This window comes from Rhodococcus sp. P4_C10, from assembly GCF_056402135.1.
This window is the reverse complement of record NZ_JBFUHZ010000009.1, coordinates 208,820-226,090: the sequence shown is the minus strand read 5'-3', so window position 1 is coordinate 226,090 and position 17,271 is coordinate 208,820. Positions and strand designations below refer to the sequence as shown.

Below are 17,271 nucleotides of genomic sequence, written 5' to 3'. Positions count from 1 at the left end.
TCCTCGGGTCGGTGCTCAGGCGCCCGCGTCGAGCGCGGCGCCGAAGGCGCGGTCGAGGTCCGCGTACTCGGCGGCGTGCCCGCGCAGGGTGGCCGCGGCGGTTACGAGTTCGGCGATCCCCGTCGCCGCGGCGGGCAGGAAGCCGTCCGCGACCGAGTTGAAGGCCGCTGCGGCCAGGGTGGAGACCTCCTCGCTGCCGGCGGGTGCGAGGTGCAGGGCGGCGGCGTTGGCGTCGAGCGCGGACCGCAGACGCTGCGCGAGGGCCTCGAGTTGGGCGGCGGCGGAGTTCAGCGCGTCGGGTGAGACGTACACGTGACCTGGCATGGTCTCGGCCTCCTGGGGCTCGCGGAAAGGGTCCGTCAGGAGATTGGACGCGCAGGGTGGAGGCGCGGTTCCACGGGAGGCACTGTCGGATTCAGACCGGAACTCCCACGCTCTGTACAGGGCTGGAAATGGATGAAGGGCACGTGGCCGGACGCCGTCGAGTGGCCGATTTCGCCCCGGAATCGCGCGTCACCGTTCCAGCGCCGGGGCCTCGGGGGGCGCTGGATGTTGCTGCTGCGTAGGTGGCCCCCGCGCGCAGCCGGCGTCGGGTGCGCGCCCGGGGCTCGGGTCCGACCGGATCCACGCCGCTCGCCGTTGGAAGAGTGGTTGACTCAATCGGAGTCGCGGTGCAGAATCAATTTCTGTAAACCAGAAACTTTCTCTTGAAGTGAGGTCCCATGCGTGATGCGGCCGACGTCCTCGCCAACGTCCGGCGGGGCATGCTCCCCGCCCACATCTACAACGACGCCGAGGTCTTCGAGGCGGAGAAGGAGCGCCTGTTCAGCCGGGCGTGGATGTTCGTCGCCCACGAGTCGGAGCTGCCGCAGACCGGCGACTACGTCGTGCGCCGGGTCATGGACAACTCGTTCATCGTCAGCCGTGACCAGTCCGGCGAGATCCACGCGATGTTCAACATGTGCCTGCACCGCGGCATGCAGGTGTGCCGCGCCGAGCAGGGCAATGCCTCGCACTTCCGCTGCCCGTACCACGGCTGGTCCTACAAGAACGACGGTCGCATCGTCGGCATGCCGTTCCACAAGGAGGCCTACGGCGGCGAGGAGGGCTTCGCGCGCAAGGGACAGCGACTGCTGCCGGCGCCCAGCCTGGGCATCTACAACGGGCTGATCTTCGTGTCGATGGACCCGGACGCCGAGCCGCTCGAGGACTTCCTCGGCGACTTCAAGTTCTACCTCGACTACTACACCAAGCAGAGCGCCAGCGGCGTCGAGGTCCGCGGACCGCAGCGCTGGCGGGTCAAGGCGAACTGGAAGATCGGCGCCGAGAACTTCGCCGGCGACATGTACCACACGCCGCAGACCCACACGAGCGTCGTCGAGATCGGCCTGTTCCGCGAACCGAAGGCGGAGAAGCGCAAGGACGGCAACACGTACTGGGCCGGCAAGGGTGGCGGCACCACGTACAAGCTGCCCCCGGGAACCTTCGAAGAGAAGATGAACTACGTCGGCTACCCCGACGAAATGGTCGAGCGCATGAAGGAGCAGTGGTCCCAGGAGCAGGTCGACGTCATCGGGCGAGACGGCTTCATGATCTCTGCCGCCTCGGTGTTCCCGAACATCAGCCTGGTCCACAACTGGCCGAAGGTCGCCGAGGGCGACGACGTCCTGCCCTTCATCTCCATCCGTCAGTGGCAGCCCATCAGCGCCGACGAGACCGAGGTCCTGTCCTGGTTCGTCGTCGACAAGGAGGCCCCGGAGGAGTTCAAGAAGCTCTCCTACAAGGCCTACCTGATGTGCTTCGGCTCCAGCGGCATGTTCGAGCAGGATGACGTCGAGAACTGGGTCTCCCTGACCAACACCGCCGGTGGCTCGATGGCCCGCCGTCTGCTGCTCAACGGTCGCATGGGCATGCTGCACGACGACAGCCCAGTGGTGCAGCCCCTGACCGAGGACGAGTTCTGTGGTCCGGGCGTCGCGCACGTCGGCTACGGCGAATACAACCAGCGGCACCTGCTCAACGAGTGGGCCGACTACCTGGAGAAGCCGGCGCCCGTGCCGGCCAACATCCACGTCGGTGCTCCCCAGGTCGACGGCGAGTGCAGCAGCGAGACGGCGGCGCAGTGCGGCAGCGAGAAGGTGGAGGCGTAACCATGAGCACCTACATCCCCATCGACTCCGCCAGCTCTCCGCTGGGCCAGGCCGCGTCGAAGACCGCAGCAGTGGGTCCCTCGCTGGCGTTCGACGATCAGCGGCATCTGACGGCGCACCGCTGGCTCGTGGAGGAGACCTACATCCTCGACCGGCAGGACTACGACGCCTGGCTGGACACCCTCTCCGAGGACATCCACTACTTCATGCCGATCCGCGTCACCACGGCGCTGGGTACCGGCTATGACACGGCCAAGGACATGGCGCACTTCGACGAGGACAAGTACTCGCTGAGCCGCCGCGTCGCGCGCTTCGACACCGGCCACGCCTGGGCAGAGGACCCCCCCTCGCGCCTGCGCCACCACCTGTCCAACGTCCGCACCTTCGCGACCGAGAACGAGAACGAGCTCGTCGTGGAGTCGGCCGTCCTGCTGTTCCGCAGCCGCGGCGACGTGCTGGAGCCCTCGCTGCTCTCGGTCGGGCGCGTCGACCTGCTGCGTCTCGAGGACGGCGTCTGGCGGCTCGCCCGCCGGCACATCGCCGCCGACGAGTCCGTGCTGCGCATGCAGAACCTGGCGGTGTTCCTGTGAAGCTCTCCTGGGAGGGCGAGGCGGAGGACGCCGCGGCGGCGGCCCGGGCCAACTCGCGGCTCGGTGTCCTGCAGGACCAGCGCGACGGCGAGACCATCGTCATCGCGAACGAGTTCTCGGACATGCGGATCTCGAAGGTGCACACCCGCAACGGCGTGCGGCTGCTCATCGAGTCGCCGAAGTCCGGTCAGTGGATCACCCTGGACGCGCTCGAGCTGGAGGCGCTGACCTGGCAGAACGAGACGACGCTCTCGGCCATGGTCGGCAAGCCGTTCCAGTCGCTCATCGCCACCGAGGACGCCTCGTGACCGGCTGGCTCGACGGCAAGCGCGCACTGATCGTCGGGGCCGGCTCGGGCATCGGGCGTGGCGTGGTCGACGCCTTCCTCACGGAGGGTGCCAGCGTCGGTGTGCTCGAGCTCGACGCGGCGAAGTGCGAGGCCCTCGCGGCCGAGCACCCCGAGGTCGAGGTCGTGCAGGGCGACGCCACCAAGGCGGCGGCCAACAACGCCGCGGTGTCGGCGGTCCTGGACCGCTTCGGCGGGCTGGACGTCCTGGTCAACTGCGTGGGCATCTTCGACTTCTACCGCAAGCTCGAGAGCATCGACGCCGACATGCTGGACCAGGCGTTCGACGAGATGTTCGCCGTCAACGTCAAGTCGCACCTGCACAGCGTGAAGGCGGCGATACCCGCGCTGCGCGAGTCGGGCGGCTCCATCGTGCTCACCGAGTCGACCTCGGCGTACTACCCGGGCCGCGGCGGCACGCTCTATGTCTCGTCGAAGTTCGCGGTGCGCGGGCTGGTCACCACCCTTGCGTACGAGCTGGCGCCGGACATCCGCGTCAACGGCGTGGCCCCCGGCGGCACCCTGGGGACCGATCTGAGCGGGCTCTCGACGCTGGGCCTGACCGACAACCGGCTCGACGGGCCGGACCGGGCGAAGGAACTCGCGGGCCGCAACCCGCTGGGCGTCGCGCTCGACGGCCTCGACCACGCCTGGAGCTACGTATTCCTCGCCTCCGAACGGTCGCGTGGCATCTCCGGCCGCGTCGTCCACTCGGACGGCGGTATGGGCATCAAAGTCTGAGCGCCGTGTTCCGCGCGACCTACTGAAGGAAGGATTCCAAATGGCAATTCTCAAGGCGAACCTCGAATTGTGCCAGGGCTACGCGAACTGCGTGGTCGCGGCTGACGACGTCTACGACATGGACGACGACGGCCTCGTGGTACTGCTCAAGACCCGCGTGGACGAGTCCGACCGCCAGCGGGTCGAGACCGCGGCGAAGAGCTGCCCGGCCAACGCCCTCTGGCTGGAGGACGAGTGAGCGGCGGGGTTCTCATCGTCGGCGGCTCGGTCGGCGGCATCCGCACGGCCCGCGCGCTGCGCAATGAGGGCTACGCCGGGGCCGTGACGGTCGTCGAGGCCGAGTCGCATCTGCCGTACGACAAGCCGCCGCTGTCCAAGGCCCCGCTCGACGGCGACGCACACGTTCCACTGCTCACCGCAGAGGAGGCGCGCAAGCTCGACATCGAGCTTGTATTGGGCAGGGCTGCAGTCGAATTGCGGCCGCAGGCCAATCAGGTGGTGCTGGACGACGGGGTTGTCCTCGGCTACGAGGAGCTGGTCATCGCCACCGGCGCGGCCGCGCGGCCATCGCCGTGGACTGGTCCCGACGTGCACGTGCTCCGAACCATCGCGGACGCCCGCGCGCTGCGAGTGAGCCTGCGGGGCGCGAACAGGCTGCTGGTCGTCGGAGCCGGATTCATCGGCGCCGAGGTGGCCTCGCTCGCCCGCAAGCAGGGCATCGAGGTCACGATCGTCGACCCGGCCCTCACGCCCATGGCGCGGGTGGTCGGAGATGAGCTGGGACAGCTCTTCTCACAGCTGCACCGCGCGAACGGGGTGGACACGCGCTTCGGCACGACGGTATCCAGCCTCGAGCAGGTGGACGGTGGCATGCGGGCCGAACTCTCCGACGGCACGAGGATCCGCGTGGACGCCGTCGTCGTCGGTATCGGCGCGCTGCTGAACACACGCTGGCTGGAGTCCTCGGGCCTGGCGCTGGACGACGGCGTGGAGTGCGACGAGTACGGCCGCGTGGCCGGTGCCGAGCACATCTTCGCCGTCGGCGACATCGCCCGGTGGTACCAGCCGCGGCAGGAGAAGGCGGCCCGAGTCGAGCACTGGACCAACGCGGTGGAGCAAGCGAACTGCGTGGCGCACAACATCTTCGCACCCGATGCCCTCGTCCCGCACGACCCGGTGGCCTACGTCTGGAGCGACCAGTACGACTGGAAGATCCAGCTGTTCGGCACCCGCGACATCACGGGCACCCCGGTCGTCGTGGAGCAGTCGGAGCCCTTCCGGCTTGCCGCGATCTGGCAGGACGCGGACGGGCGGGCCAGCGGCGGGTTGACCGTGAACTGGCCCAAGGCCTCGGTCCAGCTGCGGCGCACCATCGCCGCCGGCGGCCCGGCCGACCAGGTCCACGCACAGATCGCCGGCACGGCGGTGCAGGCATGACACCCGGGGAACTCGACGAGCTCCGGGCGCTGGTCGCCGAGGGCTGCCGGGTGCTCGCCGCCCGGCAGCTGGCCCCGGGGATCTTGGGGCACATCAGCTTCCGGATCGACGAGTCGCGGATGCTGATCCGCTGTCGGGGTCCGCAGGAGCGCGGGCTGCTGCACACCACTCCCGAGGACATCCGCCTGGTGGGGTTCACCGGTGAGCCGGGTGCTGCCGGTGAACTGGACGGCGGCTACACCGTGCCGTACGAGTTGCCGCTGCACAGCCGGATTCTCATGCGCCGTCCGGATGTCACCTCTGTGGTTCACGCGCACCCGCACAATGTCGTAGCCGCCGATCTCGCGGGGCTGCCCATCCTGCCCATCGTCGGGGCCTACGACATCCCGGGAGCGGTGTTGGCACACGGCGGAGTGCCCGTATTCCCCAGGGCCGCTTTGATTCACAACCCTACCCTGGGCGACGATGTGGCCGATTCCCTAGGTGATCGACCGGTGGTGCTCATGCGCGGCCATGGCCTCACGTCCACCGGCGCGTCGGTGCAGGAGGCGGTTCTTCGCGCCATCTCTGTCGACGTGATCGCCTCGCTGTCGTTGTCCATCGTCTCGGCGGGCGGCACGCTGGTGCCGATCGGTGCCGAGGATCTGGCGGACTTGCCGAACCTAGGTGCTGGTCTCAATTTGGGCGCGGCTTGGCGCCACGAGGTGTCCCGGCTCGACTAGGCGCCTCGGGTGGTGTGCCGTTCGTCCGTTCTCATGTCGGCGAATTGTCGGAAACCATCACCGAGTCCAGTGCAGCTTCGTTGCCGATGGGGTATGCCACCCCACGCGTCCCAGGCCGGCGCCATCGGCAGAAATGCTCTCTGCACACTGCAAGTCTTGCGTATCAGTCCAGGTCGGGCGATTGCAGTTTGTACTTATCGATCGCTAGTCAAGTGCTTGACTAGCGATCGATAAGCATGTTCAATGCTCAAGACCACCCTTTCGGTGTGGGTCAGGTCACAATCCGAAGGGACGTACTGAAGATGCTGAGGAAGGCTGTTCCAGCCCTCGCAATCGCCTCGATGCTCACGTTGACCGCCTGCGGTGGGTCGGCCGGGGGCGACACCGCAAGTGCGGACGGCGTCAAGACCGGGAAGGGCGTCAGCGATACCGAGATCAATCTCGGAATTCTCACCGACTACTCCGGCCCGATCGCCCAGGCGGCAACCTCGGGCTCGATCGGCCTGGAGATCAAGCTGGATCAGGTCAACGCCGCTGGTGGAATCTGCGGCCGCCAGATCGTCCTGCACAAGATGGACACCAAGTTCGACCCTCAGGTCACCACCCAGCAGTACCGCGCCATCTCGAACAAGGTTGTGATGATCCCGCAGGTGATGGGCACGGCCCAGCTGATGGCCATCAAGGACAGCATCGCCAAGGACGACATCCTGACCTACTCCGCTTCGCTCAACTCGTCCTCGCTCAAGCTCGAGGATGTCTCCATCTACACCCCGCCCTTCGAGGTGGAACTGATCAACGGCCTCGTGTGGGCCGCGCAGAAGGCTGGTGCGAGCGCCGCCAACCCGCTCAAGGTCGGGGTCTTCGCGGCTGCGGACGAATACGGCACGTCGTACGCGGACGCGGTCAAGTTCGCCGCAAAGGAAATCCCCGGCGTGGAGGTCGTCTCCAGCCCGACGTACAGCCCCACCGACAACGACTTCACCGCCCAGGCCACCGAGCTGAAGAACTCCGGTGCCCAGGTTGTGTTGCTGGCCAACACGATGGCCCAGACCCCCGGCCTGATCGGTCAGTCCTCCCAGCTCGGTTTCAAGCCGATGTGGGTCGGATACTCGGGCTCCTGGAATGCTGCGCTGGCCAAGCCGCTCGCGGGCCTGACCGACAACTACTTCATCTCTGCCAGCTACGGCGCCCTGAACGACGACGTCCAGGGCATCAGGGACATGAATGCCGCCCTGGCGCAGTATGCGCCGAACGAGAAGCCGAGCAACTTCCAGGTCGCCGGCTGGCTGAGCGGTGTGGCCACCGTGGCGGTGCTCGAGAAGGCTTGTGAGAACAAGGATCTCACGCGAGAAGGCGTGCTGGCGGCGGTCAAGGATCTCGACGTCGATTTCGGTGGCATCCTGCCTGCCGTCAACCTGGGCACCGGCGACTCGGTCGTCAGCTACCAGAGCCGGATGAACAGCATCAACGCCGAGGGCCTGCTGATCCCGACCACTGACTGGGCCGAGACCGATCAGGCTCGCGCCTGGGGCGAGGCAAACGGTTTCTGACGGTGGGGGACTGCGCCATCCGGCCGATCTGATCTGAGTCGACAGTGCTGATGCGATGTGTGCCAAGTCGTGGATGTCAGACGGGACACGGATGATTCGTGTGGATGCCGCCGGGACGACGATCTCGGTCGCACACTTCAAGGCCACCGACGAGGCGAAGGCGCCGAGAACGGCTTCTGGCCGAGCGTCGAGGTGCCCGCTTCCTCGGAACGGCGAGCGCCTCGACGTCACACGAGCACACATCGCTCATCTTAGATCCCAAGTGCCACAAAATGTTCGACCAAAGGAGTAGAAGGGGAAATGTCTCTCTTCTTGCAGCTCGGCTTCCAGGGCATTGCCCTGGGAATGGTCTACGGACTGATCGCCCTCGGGTTCGTGATCATGTTCAAGGGCTCACACACCTTCAACTTCGCCCACGGCGAGATCGTGGCGCTGGGCGCCTACTGCGTGTTGGCCTTGATGGCCTTCCTGCCCTGGGGGCTGGCGTTCGTCATCGCGGCCGTCATCGTCGTGGTCCTCGGGGTCCTGATCGAGGCGGTCTTCCTCCGCCGCATGGTTGGCAAATCCGTGACCACCGTCGTGCTCGCGACACTGGGCATCTCGATCATGCTCCACCAGGCGATCCTGATGATCTGGGGCGTCGGCACACACGGCTCGGCGGGCCCTGTCGGCTCCGGCACAGTGAATGTCGGCTCCGTGGTGTTGCCTTGGAGTGGCATCGTGACGATCGGCACCTCTGTTGTGGTCCTCGCCGGACTGGCCTACTTCTTCCAGAAGACCCCGTACGGACTGGCGCTCCGCGCGACGGCCAGTCATCAGGAGGCGGCGCTCGCACAGGGAATAGACGTACGGCGGATGTTCGCCCTCTCATGGGGACTCGCGGCCTTCCTTGCCGTGGTGGCCGGCGTCTTCCTGGCGTCCTTCCCCCGGGTCGTCTCGCCGTCATTGGGAATCGTGGCGCTGCTTGCCATCCCCGCGATCGTGATCGGTGGCATGGACTCGCTGGTCGGCGCGATCGTCGGAGGTTTGATCGTCGGCCTGATTCAGGTGATGGGGTCCTACTACCTGTCGGACATCGGGGGCGGCCGACTGCACGAGGTCCTGCCCTACATCGTCATGTTCGCCGTGCTGGTGGTCCGACCGTACGGACTCTTCGGCAGTAAAAGCGTTGAAAGGGTCTGACCGATGACAACAACTCTCGAACCCGCACCCGTCGACGACGACACCGCAGGTGGTCCGGCCGACGTCGTGCGGACCAAGAAGCGAAGCACGCGTGTGTGGGTTGCGGTGTGGGTCGTGGCGATGCTGCTGGTGCCCTGGGTCGTGCAGTCCGACCTCTGGATGGGCGTCGGAATCTTCGCGCTGATTGCGGCAGTCGGCGCCCTCGGCATGCAGGTCATCACCGGATTTGCCGGTCAGATCTCGATGGGCCACGCGGTATTCATGGCGATCGGTGCCTACACCTCAGCCTGGCTGGGAGTCGATGTGGGACTGCCGGTCTGGGTGTGGTTGCCTGCAGCCGCTGTGGTTGCCGGACTTGCTGGTGCCCTCGTCGGTCCTGCGGCAGTGCGCATCCGCGGGCTCTACCTGGCGGTTGCGACGTTGGCCCTGATTTTCATCGGCACGTACGTCTGGGAGACCTGGACCAGTATGAGCGGTGGTGTCAATGGTCGGACGGCCCCTGCGGTCGAGATCAATGGGCAGGACTTGCTGGACGGTTACCGGTCGTCGGGAGGCGAGGAGATCCTGACCTCGTTCCAGGCTTGGTGGTACTTCGCGCTGGCAGTGCTGCTCATCGTCACCGTGCTGACCTGGAACCTCAAGCGCTCGCGGCTCGGTCGCGCCTTCATGGCGGTCCGAGACCGGGACATCGCCGCAGGCGTCGCCGGGATTCCTGTGACCAGGACCAAGGTCGTCGCCTTCGTTGTCTCCTCGGCCCTCGCAGGTGTTTCCGGCGCGCTGCTGGTGTCCTACATGGGCTACTTCACGCCGAGCCAGTGGACGATGATGGTCTCCGTCGACTTCATCGCCATGGTCGTCATCGGCGGTATGGGCTCGGTCGCGGGCGCGATTCTCGGCGCCTTCTTCATCAAGGCGATGCCTGAGATGGTCAACGTGGTCTCGCCGTACCTTCCGTTTGTCTCGAAGGATGCGAGCGCCGACGGCGGCATCACGGCGCCCCTGCTCTCGCAGTTCCTGTACGGCCTCGTGATCGTGCTGGTCCTCATCTTCGAGCCCAAGGGTCTGGTCGCGCTCTTCAAACGACCTGTCGACTGGATCCGAGCCCGAGTCTCCGGAGGTAGCAAATGAACTCGCTGATCATTGACAGCCTCAGCGTCCGCTACGGTGCAGCCTCGCTGGCGCTCGAGGACGTGAGCCTCACGGTTCCCCAGGGCCAGATCGTCAGCCTCCTCGGGCCCAACGGTGCCGGCAAGTCGACGCTGATGCGCGCGGTCTCGGGTCTGCTCGGCGTCCACGGCGGCGTCGTCGCCGCGGGCAAGGTCGAACTGCTCGGTAGAGACGTCACCAACGAGCGCTCGTCCAAGCGCGTAAAGGCGGGGCTTGCGCAGGCGCTCGAGGGCCGGCAGGTGTTCCCCGGCCTGACCGTGGCCGAGAACCTCGCGAGCGGCGGATACGTCCGGCGCTATCGCAAGGCACAGGAACTCGAGGCGCGGGAGCGGGTGCTGCACCACTTCCCGCGTCTGGGCGACCTGATGGCGCGCAAGGCCGGCTACCTCTCGGGCGGCGAGCAGCAGATGCTCGCGATCGGGCGGGCGATGATGTCCCAGCCGAAGGTGCTCCTGCTCGACGAGCCGAGCCTCGGTTTGGCGCCGAAAATTGTCGAGGATGTCCGCGACGTGATCGTCGACATCAACAGGGAAGGCACATCCATCCTGCTCGTCGAGCAGAACGCGGCAATGGCGATGGCGATTGCCCAATACGGATATGTCCTCGAAGGCGGCCGCGTGGTCAAGGAGGGCAAGGCGGAGGACCTGCGCGGCGACGCGGAAATCGCAGAACTCTACCTGGGCGCGTCGGCTGTGGACGCAGCCGAGCCTGCGCCTGCGGCGCCGGCCACGGGAATCGAAACCGAAGGAGCGATCCAGCATGTCTGAGACGCGTGCCGACCTGTTGGAGGTCGAGGACCTTTCCCTGAGCTTTGCCGGTGTGAAGGCCATTGATGCCGTGAGCTTCTCGATCGCCGAGGGCGAGCTGTTCTCCGTAATCGGTCCGAACGGTGCGGGCAAGTCCTCGTTGTTCAACTGCATCACCGGCGTGTACGCACCGCAGTCCGGTTCGGTGCGCTTCGCGGGCGCGGAGATCCTCGGGATGCCGGCTCACAAGATCGCGAAGAAGGGCATCGCCCGGACCTTCCAGAACGTGGAGGTCTTCCCGGCCATGACAGTGCTGGACAACCTGTTGCTCTCGCGGCACAACGCGATGCGCGCGGGGGCCCTGGAGAACATGTTGTGGCTGGGCCGCTCTGCGCGCGAGGAGAAGGCCGCGAAGGAGAAGGTTCGCGAGGTCGCGGCCCTGATGCAGATCGAGCATCTGGCCGACACCCCCGTCGGATCGCTGCCGCACGGCACGCAGAAGCGCATCGAGTTGGCGCGAGCGCTGGCGATGGAACCGCGGCTGATCATGCTCGACGAGCCCGTCGCGGGTATGAACCACGACGAGACCGCCGAGATGACCGAGACCATCGTGCAGGTGAACCGGGACCTCGGCGTGGCCATCCTGCTCGTCGAGCACGACATGAAGATGGTCATGGGCATCTCGAACCGCGTCTGTGTCCTCAACTTCGGTCATAGAATCGCCCTCGGCAGGCCCGCCGAGGTCATCCGCGACGAGGCAGTCGTCGCGGCCTATCTGGGAGCTGCATGATGAGTGACGATCGTTTTGTTGTCTGTGGAATCGCCGGCAGCCTCCGCCGAGATTCGTGGAATCGCAAGCTCCTCGAAGCGGCGGCGAAACTGGCACCCGCCGATGTCGATTTGCGGATCACGGAGCTGCTGGGCGACATTCCGTTGTTCAACGAGGATCACATCGGTAACGAGGCGGAGAGCGTCCATGCGCTGCGCGCGGAAGTTGCGGCCGCCGATGCCGTGGTCATCGCCACGCCGGAATACAACGGCGGCGTCCCCGGCGTCCTGAAGAACGCGCTCGACTGGCTCTCGCTGCCGCTCGGCAGTTCGGCGCTCGAGCGCAAGCCGGTGGCGCTCATGGGCGCGACGCCCGGTCGCCTCGGCACAGCGCGCAGCCAGTTCGAACTGCGTCACACCTTCGTCTTCTCGCGGTCCCCGGTGTTGCCGGGGCCCGAGATTCTCCTCAGTTTCGCGCCCAATCACTTTGACGAGCAAGGCCGGCTGACGGATCCAATCGTCCTCGAACGGGTCGATTTGATGTTTACGCACCTGAAGAAATACGCAAGTCTCAATGAATACGAGGTTGTCTAACCATGTCCGGCGCTACCACCAGCCCGACCGTCCACAAGGAATTTGTCAGCAGCGAGTCCCCGGGCGCGAAGCGCGCGGGGGCCGGCGGCTACCCGTGCCAGGGGATCTACTACACGCCGGCCGGCAAGAAGCCGCGCATCGCGATGATCGCCTCGCATTACCAGATTGACTTTTCCGAGCATTACGTCGCCGAGTTCATGGCTGAGCGCGGTGTTGGATTCCTGGGCTGGAACACCCGGTACCGCGGCTACGAGGAGCTCTTCAATCTCGACCAGGCCCTGGTCGACATCGGCGTGGGCGTCCGCTGGTTGAAGGAACATGCAGGTGTGGATCAGGTTGTCCTGCTTGGTAATTCCGGTGGCGGGTCGCTGATGGCGGCCTACCAGGCGCAAGCTGTCGAGTCGTGCATCCGTCCCGCCCGCGACATGGAACCGGCGTTGGGTATCGACGAGCTCATCCCCGGTGACGCCTACATCTCCCTCGCCGCGCACGGCGGCCGGCCCGATGTGCTGACCTCGTGGCTGGACGCGGCCGTCGTAGACGAGAACGACCCGACGCTGACCGACCCCGAACTCGACCTGTTCAACCCCGAGAACGGCCCGCCGTACTCCGAGGAGTTCATCGAGCGATACCGTGCTGCGCAGGTTGCTCGCAACCACCGGATCACCGCGTGGGCCCGGGAAGAGCTTGCCCGGGTCACGGCCGCCGGCTACTTCGACCGGCACTTCGGTGTTCCGCGTACCTGGGCGGACCCCCGCATGGTCGACGCGACGCTGGAGCCGAGCAGTCGGCCTGCGGGCGAGTGCTACCGCGGCTCGACTGCCGTGGCGAATCGCGGCGACCGCGGCATCGGCGCCGGGAGCACGCTGCGGAACTGGCTGCACATGTGGAGTCTCGAAGAATCCCAGTGCCGCGCGGAAATGCACATGGAGAAGATCACTGTGCCTGCGTTTGTCATCAACCCCGACGGCGACACGGGCGTGTTCCCCAGCGATGCGGACGCGCTGTACAACGCCATCGCCAGCACCGACAAGCAGCGCAAGGACCTGCCGGGCGATCACTATTTCGTCGAGCCGGCCGGCGCCCGCGAGAAGGTCGCCGAGGTCATGTGCGACTGGATCGCCGAGCGCTTCCCCAAGGCGCAGTGGTGAGCACCGAGAACGACGAGCTGGGGCTCGCACGCAAGCAGCACTGGGTCAACCAGGTTGCACGGCACGCCTTCGAGCGCGGGGACCTCCCGGCCATTGTGTTCGGCGACCGCCGGATCACCTGGGCGGAGCTTCAGCAGCGAGTGGTTGCCGTCTCTGCCGCACTCGCCGAGCGCGGCGTGGGCCGCGGCGACCGCGTTGCGCTGCTGATGGGCAACCAGGCCGAGTACATCGAGATCATCATCGCCGCCAACCGGATCGGTGCTGTTGCCGTGCCGATCAACTTCCGGCTGAGCGTCGGCGAGGTGGCGTTCACACTCGACGACAGCGGGTCTGTCGTCCTCTTCGTGGACAAGCAGACGAGCGCCACCGGAATCGCCGCGTCCGCGGAGGCCGAGGGCCAGGTCCTGGTCTTCCAGGTCGGTGAGGGCATCGACGAGAGTGCTGGCGGCGCAACGCCGTACGACGTCCTCGTGGCCCACCCCGGTTCGGGCGCCTCGATCGCCGTGACCGAGGAGTCGGAGCCTGCGCTGCTCATGTACACCTCGGGCACCACCGGACGCCCCAAGGGCGCCGTGCTGACACATCGCAACCTGGCCGCGCAGGCGGCCACGAACGTGATGGCGTTCCGCTTCGAAATGCACGACGAGGTCAGCCTCTGCGCCGCGCCGCTGTTTCACATCGGCACCCTCGGCTTGGTGGCGCCGGCGATCCTGATGGGCGCCACGATGGTCGTCATGCCCAGCGTCTCCTTCGATGCGGGCGCCCTCCTCGACGTCGCGGAGCGCGAGCGGGTCACGTCGACGTTCCTCGTACCCACTCAGTGGCAGGCGGTCTGCGACGAGCAGGAGCGGGTGCCGCGTGACCTGTCCAGGCTCCGTGTCAGCTCCTGGGGTGCGGCGCCGGCCAGCGACACCCTGCTCCGCAAGATGGGCGAGGTTCTGCCGGGCGCGGCGAGCCTCGCGCTCTTCGGGCAGACCGAGATGTCCCCGGTGACGTGCGTGCTGGAGGCCAAGGACTCGCGCCGAAAGCTCGGCTCCGTCGGGCGCCCGGTGCCCGGGGTCTGGGCCCGCATCGTCGACCCCGACATGGTGGATGTGCAGCCCGGTGAGGTCGGGGAGATCGTCTACCGCGGCCCGGGGCTCATGTCCGGGTACTGGAACAACCCGGAGGCGACGGCGCAGGCCTTCGCCGGCGGCTGGTTCCACTCCGGTGACCTGGTGCGGATGGACGACGAGGGCTTCATCTATGTCGTGGACCGCGCGAAGGACATGATCATCTCCGGCGGGGAGAACATCTACTGCGCCGAGGTCGAGAACGCACTGGCCGGCCACCCCGACATCGCCGAGGTTGCCGTGATCGGCAGGGCGCACGAGACCTGGGGCGAGACCCCGGTCGCGGTGGTCGCGCTGAAGCAGGGTGCGGCGGATCTGACCATCGAGGAGTTGCGCGCCTGGGCCGGGGAAAGGTTGGCTCGTTACAAGCTGCCGACTGACCTCGTGGTGGTCGATTCGCTGCCGCGAAACGCCTCGGGCAAGGTCACCAAGAACGTGTTGCGCATCCCTGCCGTTACCCTACCTGCGTGACTGCAAAGGAAGATGCACCTCCGAATCGTCCGCAGTACCCGATCGAGTCTGTCGACAACGCGCTTCGGATCCTGTTGCTGCTCGGCGATCGTCGCAGCATCCGGCTGACCGAGGTGAGCGAGTATCTCTCGGTGGCCTCGTCGACTGCGCACCGGCTACTGGCGATGCTGCAGTACCGCGGGTTCGTTCGTCAGGTCGAGGGCTCGCGGGCTTACGAGCCGGGCCCGGCCCTGACGACGATAGCGTTCGCGGTCCTGCGCCAGACCGACGTTCGGGCGCGGGTGCATCCGGTGCTCGAGCGGCTCTCGGCCAGCCTGGGTGAGACGGTTCATCTGGCCCGGCTCGACGGGAACACGGTGACCTTCGTGGACTCGGTCGAGAGTGCTCGGGCGGTGCGCGTCGGGTCCCGCATGGGCATGACCATGCCTGCGCACTGCACGTCGTCGGGCAAGGCGCTGCTCGCCACGCTGGAAGACAGTGGGGTGCGCGAGCTCTACCCCAAGGAGAAGTTGACGGGCCTGACCTCGCACTCGATCACCAAGCGGTCGGTTCTGCTGCGCCAGCTCGCGGAGGTCCGCCGGGTCGGGTTCGCCACGAGCGACGAGGAGTCCGAGGACGAAGTTGCGTCGGTGTCGGTCTCGCTCGGCGAGTACGGCGGGGCGCACTATTCGTTGACCGTCTCCACGCCCAAGAGTCGGATGTCTGACGTGACCCGCGAGGAGATCGCCGCCGCACTGGCCCAGGCGGTGGACGAGGTCGCCGCGTTCTTCCTGTGATCTCGGAATAGAACGAATCTTCCTGCGCGGCAAGGGTAATGCATGGAAATAGCCCCGCCGATCGAATCGATCGGCGGGGCTTTCCTTGATCGCGTCTATATTCAGGCAAAGACCTTGCGAAGTTCGCCGGCGTCCAGGTATTCCTCGATGCGGCGGACCTTGCCGCCGTCGACGAACACCCGGAAGATGGTGGGGACCTTGACGGTCTTGTCCCCGATGGTCGCCCGGATGACATGCTGGCGCACAAAGCCGTCCTCGAGGGCGGCGCAGCGGGCTTCGTCGTAGCCGAAGTCGTCGTAGCGGGTGGGGATGCCCGAGAGGATGCGGAGGTTGTCCTCACGGGACTGCTCGGCGTTGTCCCAGTTGTGCCAGATCTTCACGTCCGCGTGGTAGATCTCGTCGAGGACGGCGATATCGCCTCGACTGAGGGCGGTGAACATCTTGTCTGCGAGCTCGAGCATTTCGCTCACTTGGCTGCTCCAACGGGGGCGCCGAGGCCGCCGTCCGCGGTCCGGGGCGCGTGTGCGACGTCGTCCTCGCGCAGCTCGCGGGTCCACGCCGCGAACTCGAGCAGGATGCCGTCCGGGTCGAAGAAGTAGATCGACCGCACGAAGGTGGAGTCGCTGTCCTCGAAGCTGATCCCGCGCTCGGACTTGTCGTGGTTGAGCATCGGTCCGGTCTGCACACCCTTGGCCTCGAGCTTGGCCTTGTACTCGTCGAACTTGTCGAGCGGGATCTTGAACGAGACATGGTTCATCGAGCCGTGTGCCGACGCGATTTCCTTGCCGATACCGGGGATGGCCGCGGGCGCCGCGATGCCGGGGGCGTGCGGGGCAGCGTCGGCGAACCAGAAGAACGCGATGAACTGGCCGCCGCCCATGTCGAAGAAGAAGTGCTGGCCGCCACCGGGCAGGGAGAGCGTCATGGACAGCTTCATGCCCAGGATGTTGGTGTAGAAGTCGACGGTGCGCTCCATGTCCTGGCACACCAGCGCCAGGTGGCACACGCCACCTAGTTCGAATTCCGTGTTTGTCATGTCACATTCTCCTCGCTGTGTGTCTGCCATCTCGCCGGGCTCTCGGCTCGACGGTAGGTCCGAGCGTTCGGCTAGTCAAGATCTATCGATCGCTAAGTTGCGAACGGTGGGTGATCGTCGTGGTGACCGGAGCCCGGTGTCACCAGGTGGAACCAGATGAATGGGAGGCCGACTGCGGGCCGGGTCAGCTGAACACGGCGCTGAGCTGGCCGCGGTCGAAGTACTCCTCAATGCGGTGGATCTTGTCGCTCTCGACGTACACGCGCAGGACCGCGGGGACGTTTACGGTCTTCTTCCCGACCGTGGCCTTGATGACGTGCTGACGGAGGAAGCCGTCCTCGAGGGCGGTGTGGCGGATGTCCTCGTAGCCGAAGGCGTCATAGCGGCCGGAGATTCCCGCAAGGGTCGCGAGGTTGTCCTCGCGGGACTGGTCGAGGTTGTCGAAGTTGTGCCAGACGGTCACGTCGTCGCGGTAGAAGCCGGCCACCGCGTCGATGTCGCCGTTCGAGACGGCGTTGAAGAACTGGTCCGCGAACTCGAGGATGTCGCTCATTGGAGTGCTCCTAACCAGGTGCCGTCGCCGGCGCTGAGCTTGTTTACGGGGGCATGAGAGATGTTGGTGTTGCGCAACTTGCGGGTCCGGGCTGCGTACTCGAGCGGGATGTCGCCTGAGTTGAAGAGGTGGATCGACGGCGCGCAGGTGGTCCCACTCCTGGGTTCTGCGGCTGCCGG

At 66.4% G+C, this 17,271-nt stretch carries 20 protein-coding genes; 16 read left to right on the top strand and 4 right to left on the bottom strand.

Features of this window, described 5'->3' with window-relative positions; genetic code table 11:
• Positions 1–15 precede the first annotated feature (15 nt).
• A complete protein-coding gene (locus AC1DWC_RS08355) occupies positions 16–324 on the bottom strand; it encodes a PE family protein (protein WP_477907086.1) in 309 nt (102 codons plus the stop codon).
• Between the two features lie 398 nt (positions 325–722).
• On the opposite strand from AC1DWC_RS08355, the gene AC1DWC_RS08350 reads away from it, so the two are divergent.
• The 16 genes from AC1DWC_RS08350 to AC1DWC_RS08275 all read left to right on the top strand — a co-directional run bounded on the left by AC1DWC_RS08350 (position 723) and on the right by AC1DWC_RS08275 (position 15,503).
• Positions 723–2,150, top strand: a complete 1,428-nt coding sequence (locus AC1DWC_RS08350) for an aromatic ring-hydroxylating oxygenase subunit alpha (RefSeq protein WP_477907085.1) — start codon at positions 723–725, stop codon at positions 2,148–2,150.
• A 2-nt stretch (positions 2,151–2,152) separates the two neighbouring features.
• Positions 2,153–2,740, top strand: coding sequence for a 3-phenylpropionate/cinnamic acid dioxygenase subunit beta (locus tag AC1DWC_RS08345; RefSeq protein ID WP_477907083.1), 588 nt, complete (start codon positions 2,153–2,155; stop codon positions 2,738–2,740).
• Complete coding sequence (locus tag AC1DWC_RS08340; RefSeq protein WP_072844410.1) at positions 2,737–3,048, top strand: hypothetical protein; 312 nt, start codon at positions 2,737–2,739, stop codon at positions 3,046–3,048. Before AC1DWC_RS08345 ends, AC1DWC_RS08340 begins: the two co-directional genes overlap by 4 nt.
• On the top strand, positions 3,045–3,827 hold the full coding sequence (gene hcaB / locus AC1DWC_RS08335; protein ID WP_477907081.1) for a 3-(cis-5,6-dihydroxycyclohexa-1,3-dien-1-yl)propanoate dehydrogenase: 783 nt from the start codon (positions 3,045–3,047) through the stop codon (positions 3,825–3,827). The genes AC1DWC_RS08340 and hcaB overlap by 4 nt, the downstream gene beginning before the upstream one ends.
• A 40-nt stretch (positions 3,828–3,867) precedes the next feature.
• Positions 3,868–4,065: a ferredoxin gene (locus AC1DWC_RS08330; RefSeq protein WP_031940479.1), complete on the top strand. Its 198-nt coding sequence runs from the start codon at positions 3,868–3,870 to the stop codon at positions 4,063–4,065.
• Positions 4,062–5,264, top strand: coding sequence for an NAD(P)/FAD-dependent oxidoreductase (locus AC1DWC_RS08325; RefSeq protein WP_477907079.1), 1,203 nt, complete (start codon positions 4,062–4,064; stop codon positions 5,262–5,264). The genes AC1DWC_RS08330 and AC1DWC_RS08325 overlap by 4 nt, the downstream gene beginning before the upstream one ends.
• Positions 5,261–5,986 carry a 3,4-dihydroxyphthalate decarboxylase gene (gene phtC, locus AC1DWC_RS08320; RefSeq protein ID WP_477907077.1) on the top strand — a complete coding sequence of 242 codons (726 nt, stop codon included), beginning with the start codon at positions 5,261–5,263 and terminating at the stop codon, positions 5,984–5,986. The genes AC1DWC_RS08325 and phtC overlap by 4 nt, the downstream gene beginning before the upstream one ends.
• Before the next feature lie 341 nt (positions 5,987–6,327).
• Positions 6,328–7,536, top strand: coding sequence for an ABC transporter substrate-binding protein (locus AC1DWC_RS08315; RefSeq protein WP_477907075.1), 1,209 nt, complete (start codon positions 6,328–6,330; stop codon positions 7,534–7,536).
• A 300-nt stretch (positions 7,537–7,836) separates the two neighbouring features.
• Positions 7,837–8,718, top strand: coding sequence for a branched-chain amino acid ABC transporter permease (locus tag AC1DWC_RS08310; RefSeq protein WP_477907074.1), 882 nt, complete (start codon positions 7,837–7,839; stop codon positions 8,716–8,718).
• Positions 8,719–8,838: 120 nt separating this feature from the next.
• Positions 8,839–9,846, top strand: a complete 1,008-nt coding sequence (locus AC1DWC_RS08305) for a branched-chain amino acid ABC transporter permease (RefSeq protein ID WP_477907162.1) — start codon at positions 8,839–8,841, stop codon at positions 9,844–9,846.
• Positions 9,843–10,652 (top strand): ABC transporter ATP-binding protein, encoded by an 810-nt coding sequence (locus tag AC1DWC_RS08300; protein WP_477907072.1) that lies wholly within the window; start codon positions 9,843–9,845, stop codon positions 10,650–10,652. The genes AC1DWC_RS08305 and AC1DWC_RS08300 overlap by 4 nt, the downstream gene beginning before the upstream one ends.
• Complete coding sequence (locus AC1DWC_RS08295; protein WP_477907070.1) at positions 10,645–11,421, top strand: ABC transporter ATP-binding protein; 777 nt, start codon at positions 10,645–10,647, stop codon at positions 11,419–11,421. The genes AC1DWC_RS08300 and AC1DWC_RS08295 overlap by 8 nt, the downstream gene beginning before the upstream one ends.
• Positions 11,418–11,993 carry an NADPH-dependent FMN reductase gene (locus tag AC1DWC_RS08290; protein ID WP_477907068.1) on the top strand — a complete coding sequence of 192 codons (576 nt, stop codon included), beginning with the start codon at positions 11,418–11,420 and terminating at the stop codon, positions 11,991–11,993. Before AC1DWC_RS08295 ends, AC1DWC_RS08290 begins: the two co-directional genes overlap by 4 nt.
• Before the next feature lie 2 nt (positions 11,994–11,995).
• Positions 11,996–13,144 carry an alpha/beta hydrolase family protein gene (locus AC1DWC_RS08285; RefSeq protein WP_477907066.1) on the top strand — a complete coding sequence of 383 codons (1,149 nt, stop codon included), beginning with the start codon at positions 11,996–11,998 and terminating at the stop codon, positions 13,142–13,144.
• Positions 13,138–14,727: a long-chain-fatty-acid--CoA ligase gene (locus AC1DWC_RS08280; protein ID WP_477907063.1), complete on the top strand. Its 1,590-nt coding sequence runs from the start codon at positions 13,138–13,140 to the stop codon at positions 14,725–14,727. Before AC1DWC_RS08285 ends, AC1DWC_RS08280 begins: the two co-directional genes overlap by 7 nt.
• Positions 14,724–15,503: an IclR family transcriptional regulator gene (locus tag AC1DWC_RS08275; RefSeq protein ID WP_477907062.1), complete on the top strand. Its 780-nt coding sequence runs from the start codon at positions 14,724–14,726 to the stop codon at positions 15,501–15,503. The genes AC1DWC_RS08280 and AC1DWC_RS08275 overlap by 4 nt, the downstream gene beginning before the upstream one ends.
• Positions 15,504–15,604: 101 nt before the next feature.
• Here AC1DWC_RS08275 and AC1DWC_RS08270 read toward each other — a convergent pair whose 3' ends face one another.
• The 3 genes from AC1DWC_RS08270 to AC1DWC_RS08260 form a co-directional block, all read right to left on the bottom strand.
• A complete protein-coding gene (locus tag AC1DWC_RS08270; protein ID WP_477907160.1) occupies positions 15,605–15,964 on the bottom strand; it encodes a nuclear transport factor 2 family protein in 360 nt (119 codons plus the stop codon).
• Positions 15,965–15,969: 5 nt separating this feature from the next.
• Positions 15,970–16,539 (bottom strand): VOC family protein, encoded by a 570-nt coding sequence (locus AC1DWC_RS08265; protein ID WP_477907060.1) that lies wholly within the window; start codon positions 16,537–16,539, stop codon positions 15,970–15,972.
• 184 nt (positions 16,540–16,723) lie between these two features.
• On the bottom strand, positions 16,724–17,092 hold the full coding sequence (locus AC1DWC_RS08260; protein WP_477907057.1) for a nuclear transport factor 2 family protein: 369 nt from the start codon (positions 17,090–17,092) through the stop codon (positions 16,724–16,726).
• Positions 17,093–17,271: the final 179 nt, after the last annotated feature.

Coding starts and splice junctions, on each gene's coding strand:
- AC1DWC_RS08285 (WP_477907066.1), top strand. CDS start 11,996: ATGTCCGGCGCTACCACCAGCCCGACCGTCCACAAGGAATTTGTCAGC.
- AC1DWC_RS08260 (WP_477907057.1), bottom strand. CDS start 17,092: ATGAGCGACATCCTCGAGTTCGCGGACCAGTTCTTCAACGCCGTCTCG.
- AC1DWC_RS08355 (WP_477907086.1), bottom strand. CDS start 324: ATGCCAGGTCACGTGTACGTCTCACCCGACGCGCTGAACTCCGCCGCC.
- AC1DWC_RS08305 (WP_477907162.1), top strand. CDS start 8,839: ATGCTGCTGGTGCCCTGGGTCGTGCAGTCCGACCTCTGGATGGGCGTC.
- AC1DWC_RS08345 (WP_477907083.1), top strand. CDS start 2,153: ATGAGCACCTACATCCCCATCGACTCCGCCAGCTCTCCGCTGGGCCAG.
- AC1DWC_RS08310 (WP_477907074.1), top strand. CDS start 7,837: ATGTCTCTCTTCTTGCAGCTCGGCTTCCAGGGCATTGCCCTGGGAATG.
- AC1DWC_RS08270 (WP_477907160.1), bottom strand. CDS start 15,964: ATGCTCGAGCTCGCAGACAAGATGTTCACCGCCCTCAGTCGAGGCGAT.
- AC1DWC_RS08295 (WP_477907070.1), top strand. CDS start 10,645: ATGTCTGAGACGCGTGCCGACCTGTTGGAGGTCGAGGACCTTTCCCTG.
- AC1DWC_RS08265 (WP_477907060.1), bottom strand. CDS start 16,539: ATGACAAACACGGAATTCGAACTAGGTGGCGTGTGCCACCTGGCGCTG.
- phtC (WP_477907077.1), top strand. CDS start 5,261: ATGACACCCGGGGAACTCGACGAGCTCCGGGCGCTGGTCGCCGAGGGC.
- AC1DWC_RS08315 (WP_477907075.1), top strand. CDS start 6,328: ATGCTCACGTTGACCGCCTGCGGTGGGTCGGCCGGGGGCGACACCGCA.
- AC1DWC_RS08330 (WP_031940479.1), top strand. CDS start 3,868: ATGGCAATTCTCAAGGCGAACCTCGAATTGTGCCAGGGCTACGCGAAC.
- AC1DWC_RS08350 (WP_477907085.1), top strand. CDS start 723: ATGCGTGATGCGGCCGACGTCCTCGCCAACGTCCGGCGGGGCATGCTC.
- AC1DWC_RS08290 (WP_477907068.1), top strand. CDS start 11,418: ATGATGAGTGACGATCGTTTTGTTGTCTGTGGAATCGCCGGCAGCCTC.
- AC1DWC_RS08300 (WP_477907072.1), top strand. CDS start 9,843: ATGAACTCGCTGATCATTGACAGCCTCAGCGTCCGCTACGGTGCAGCC.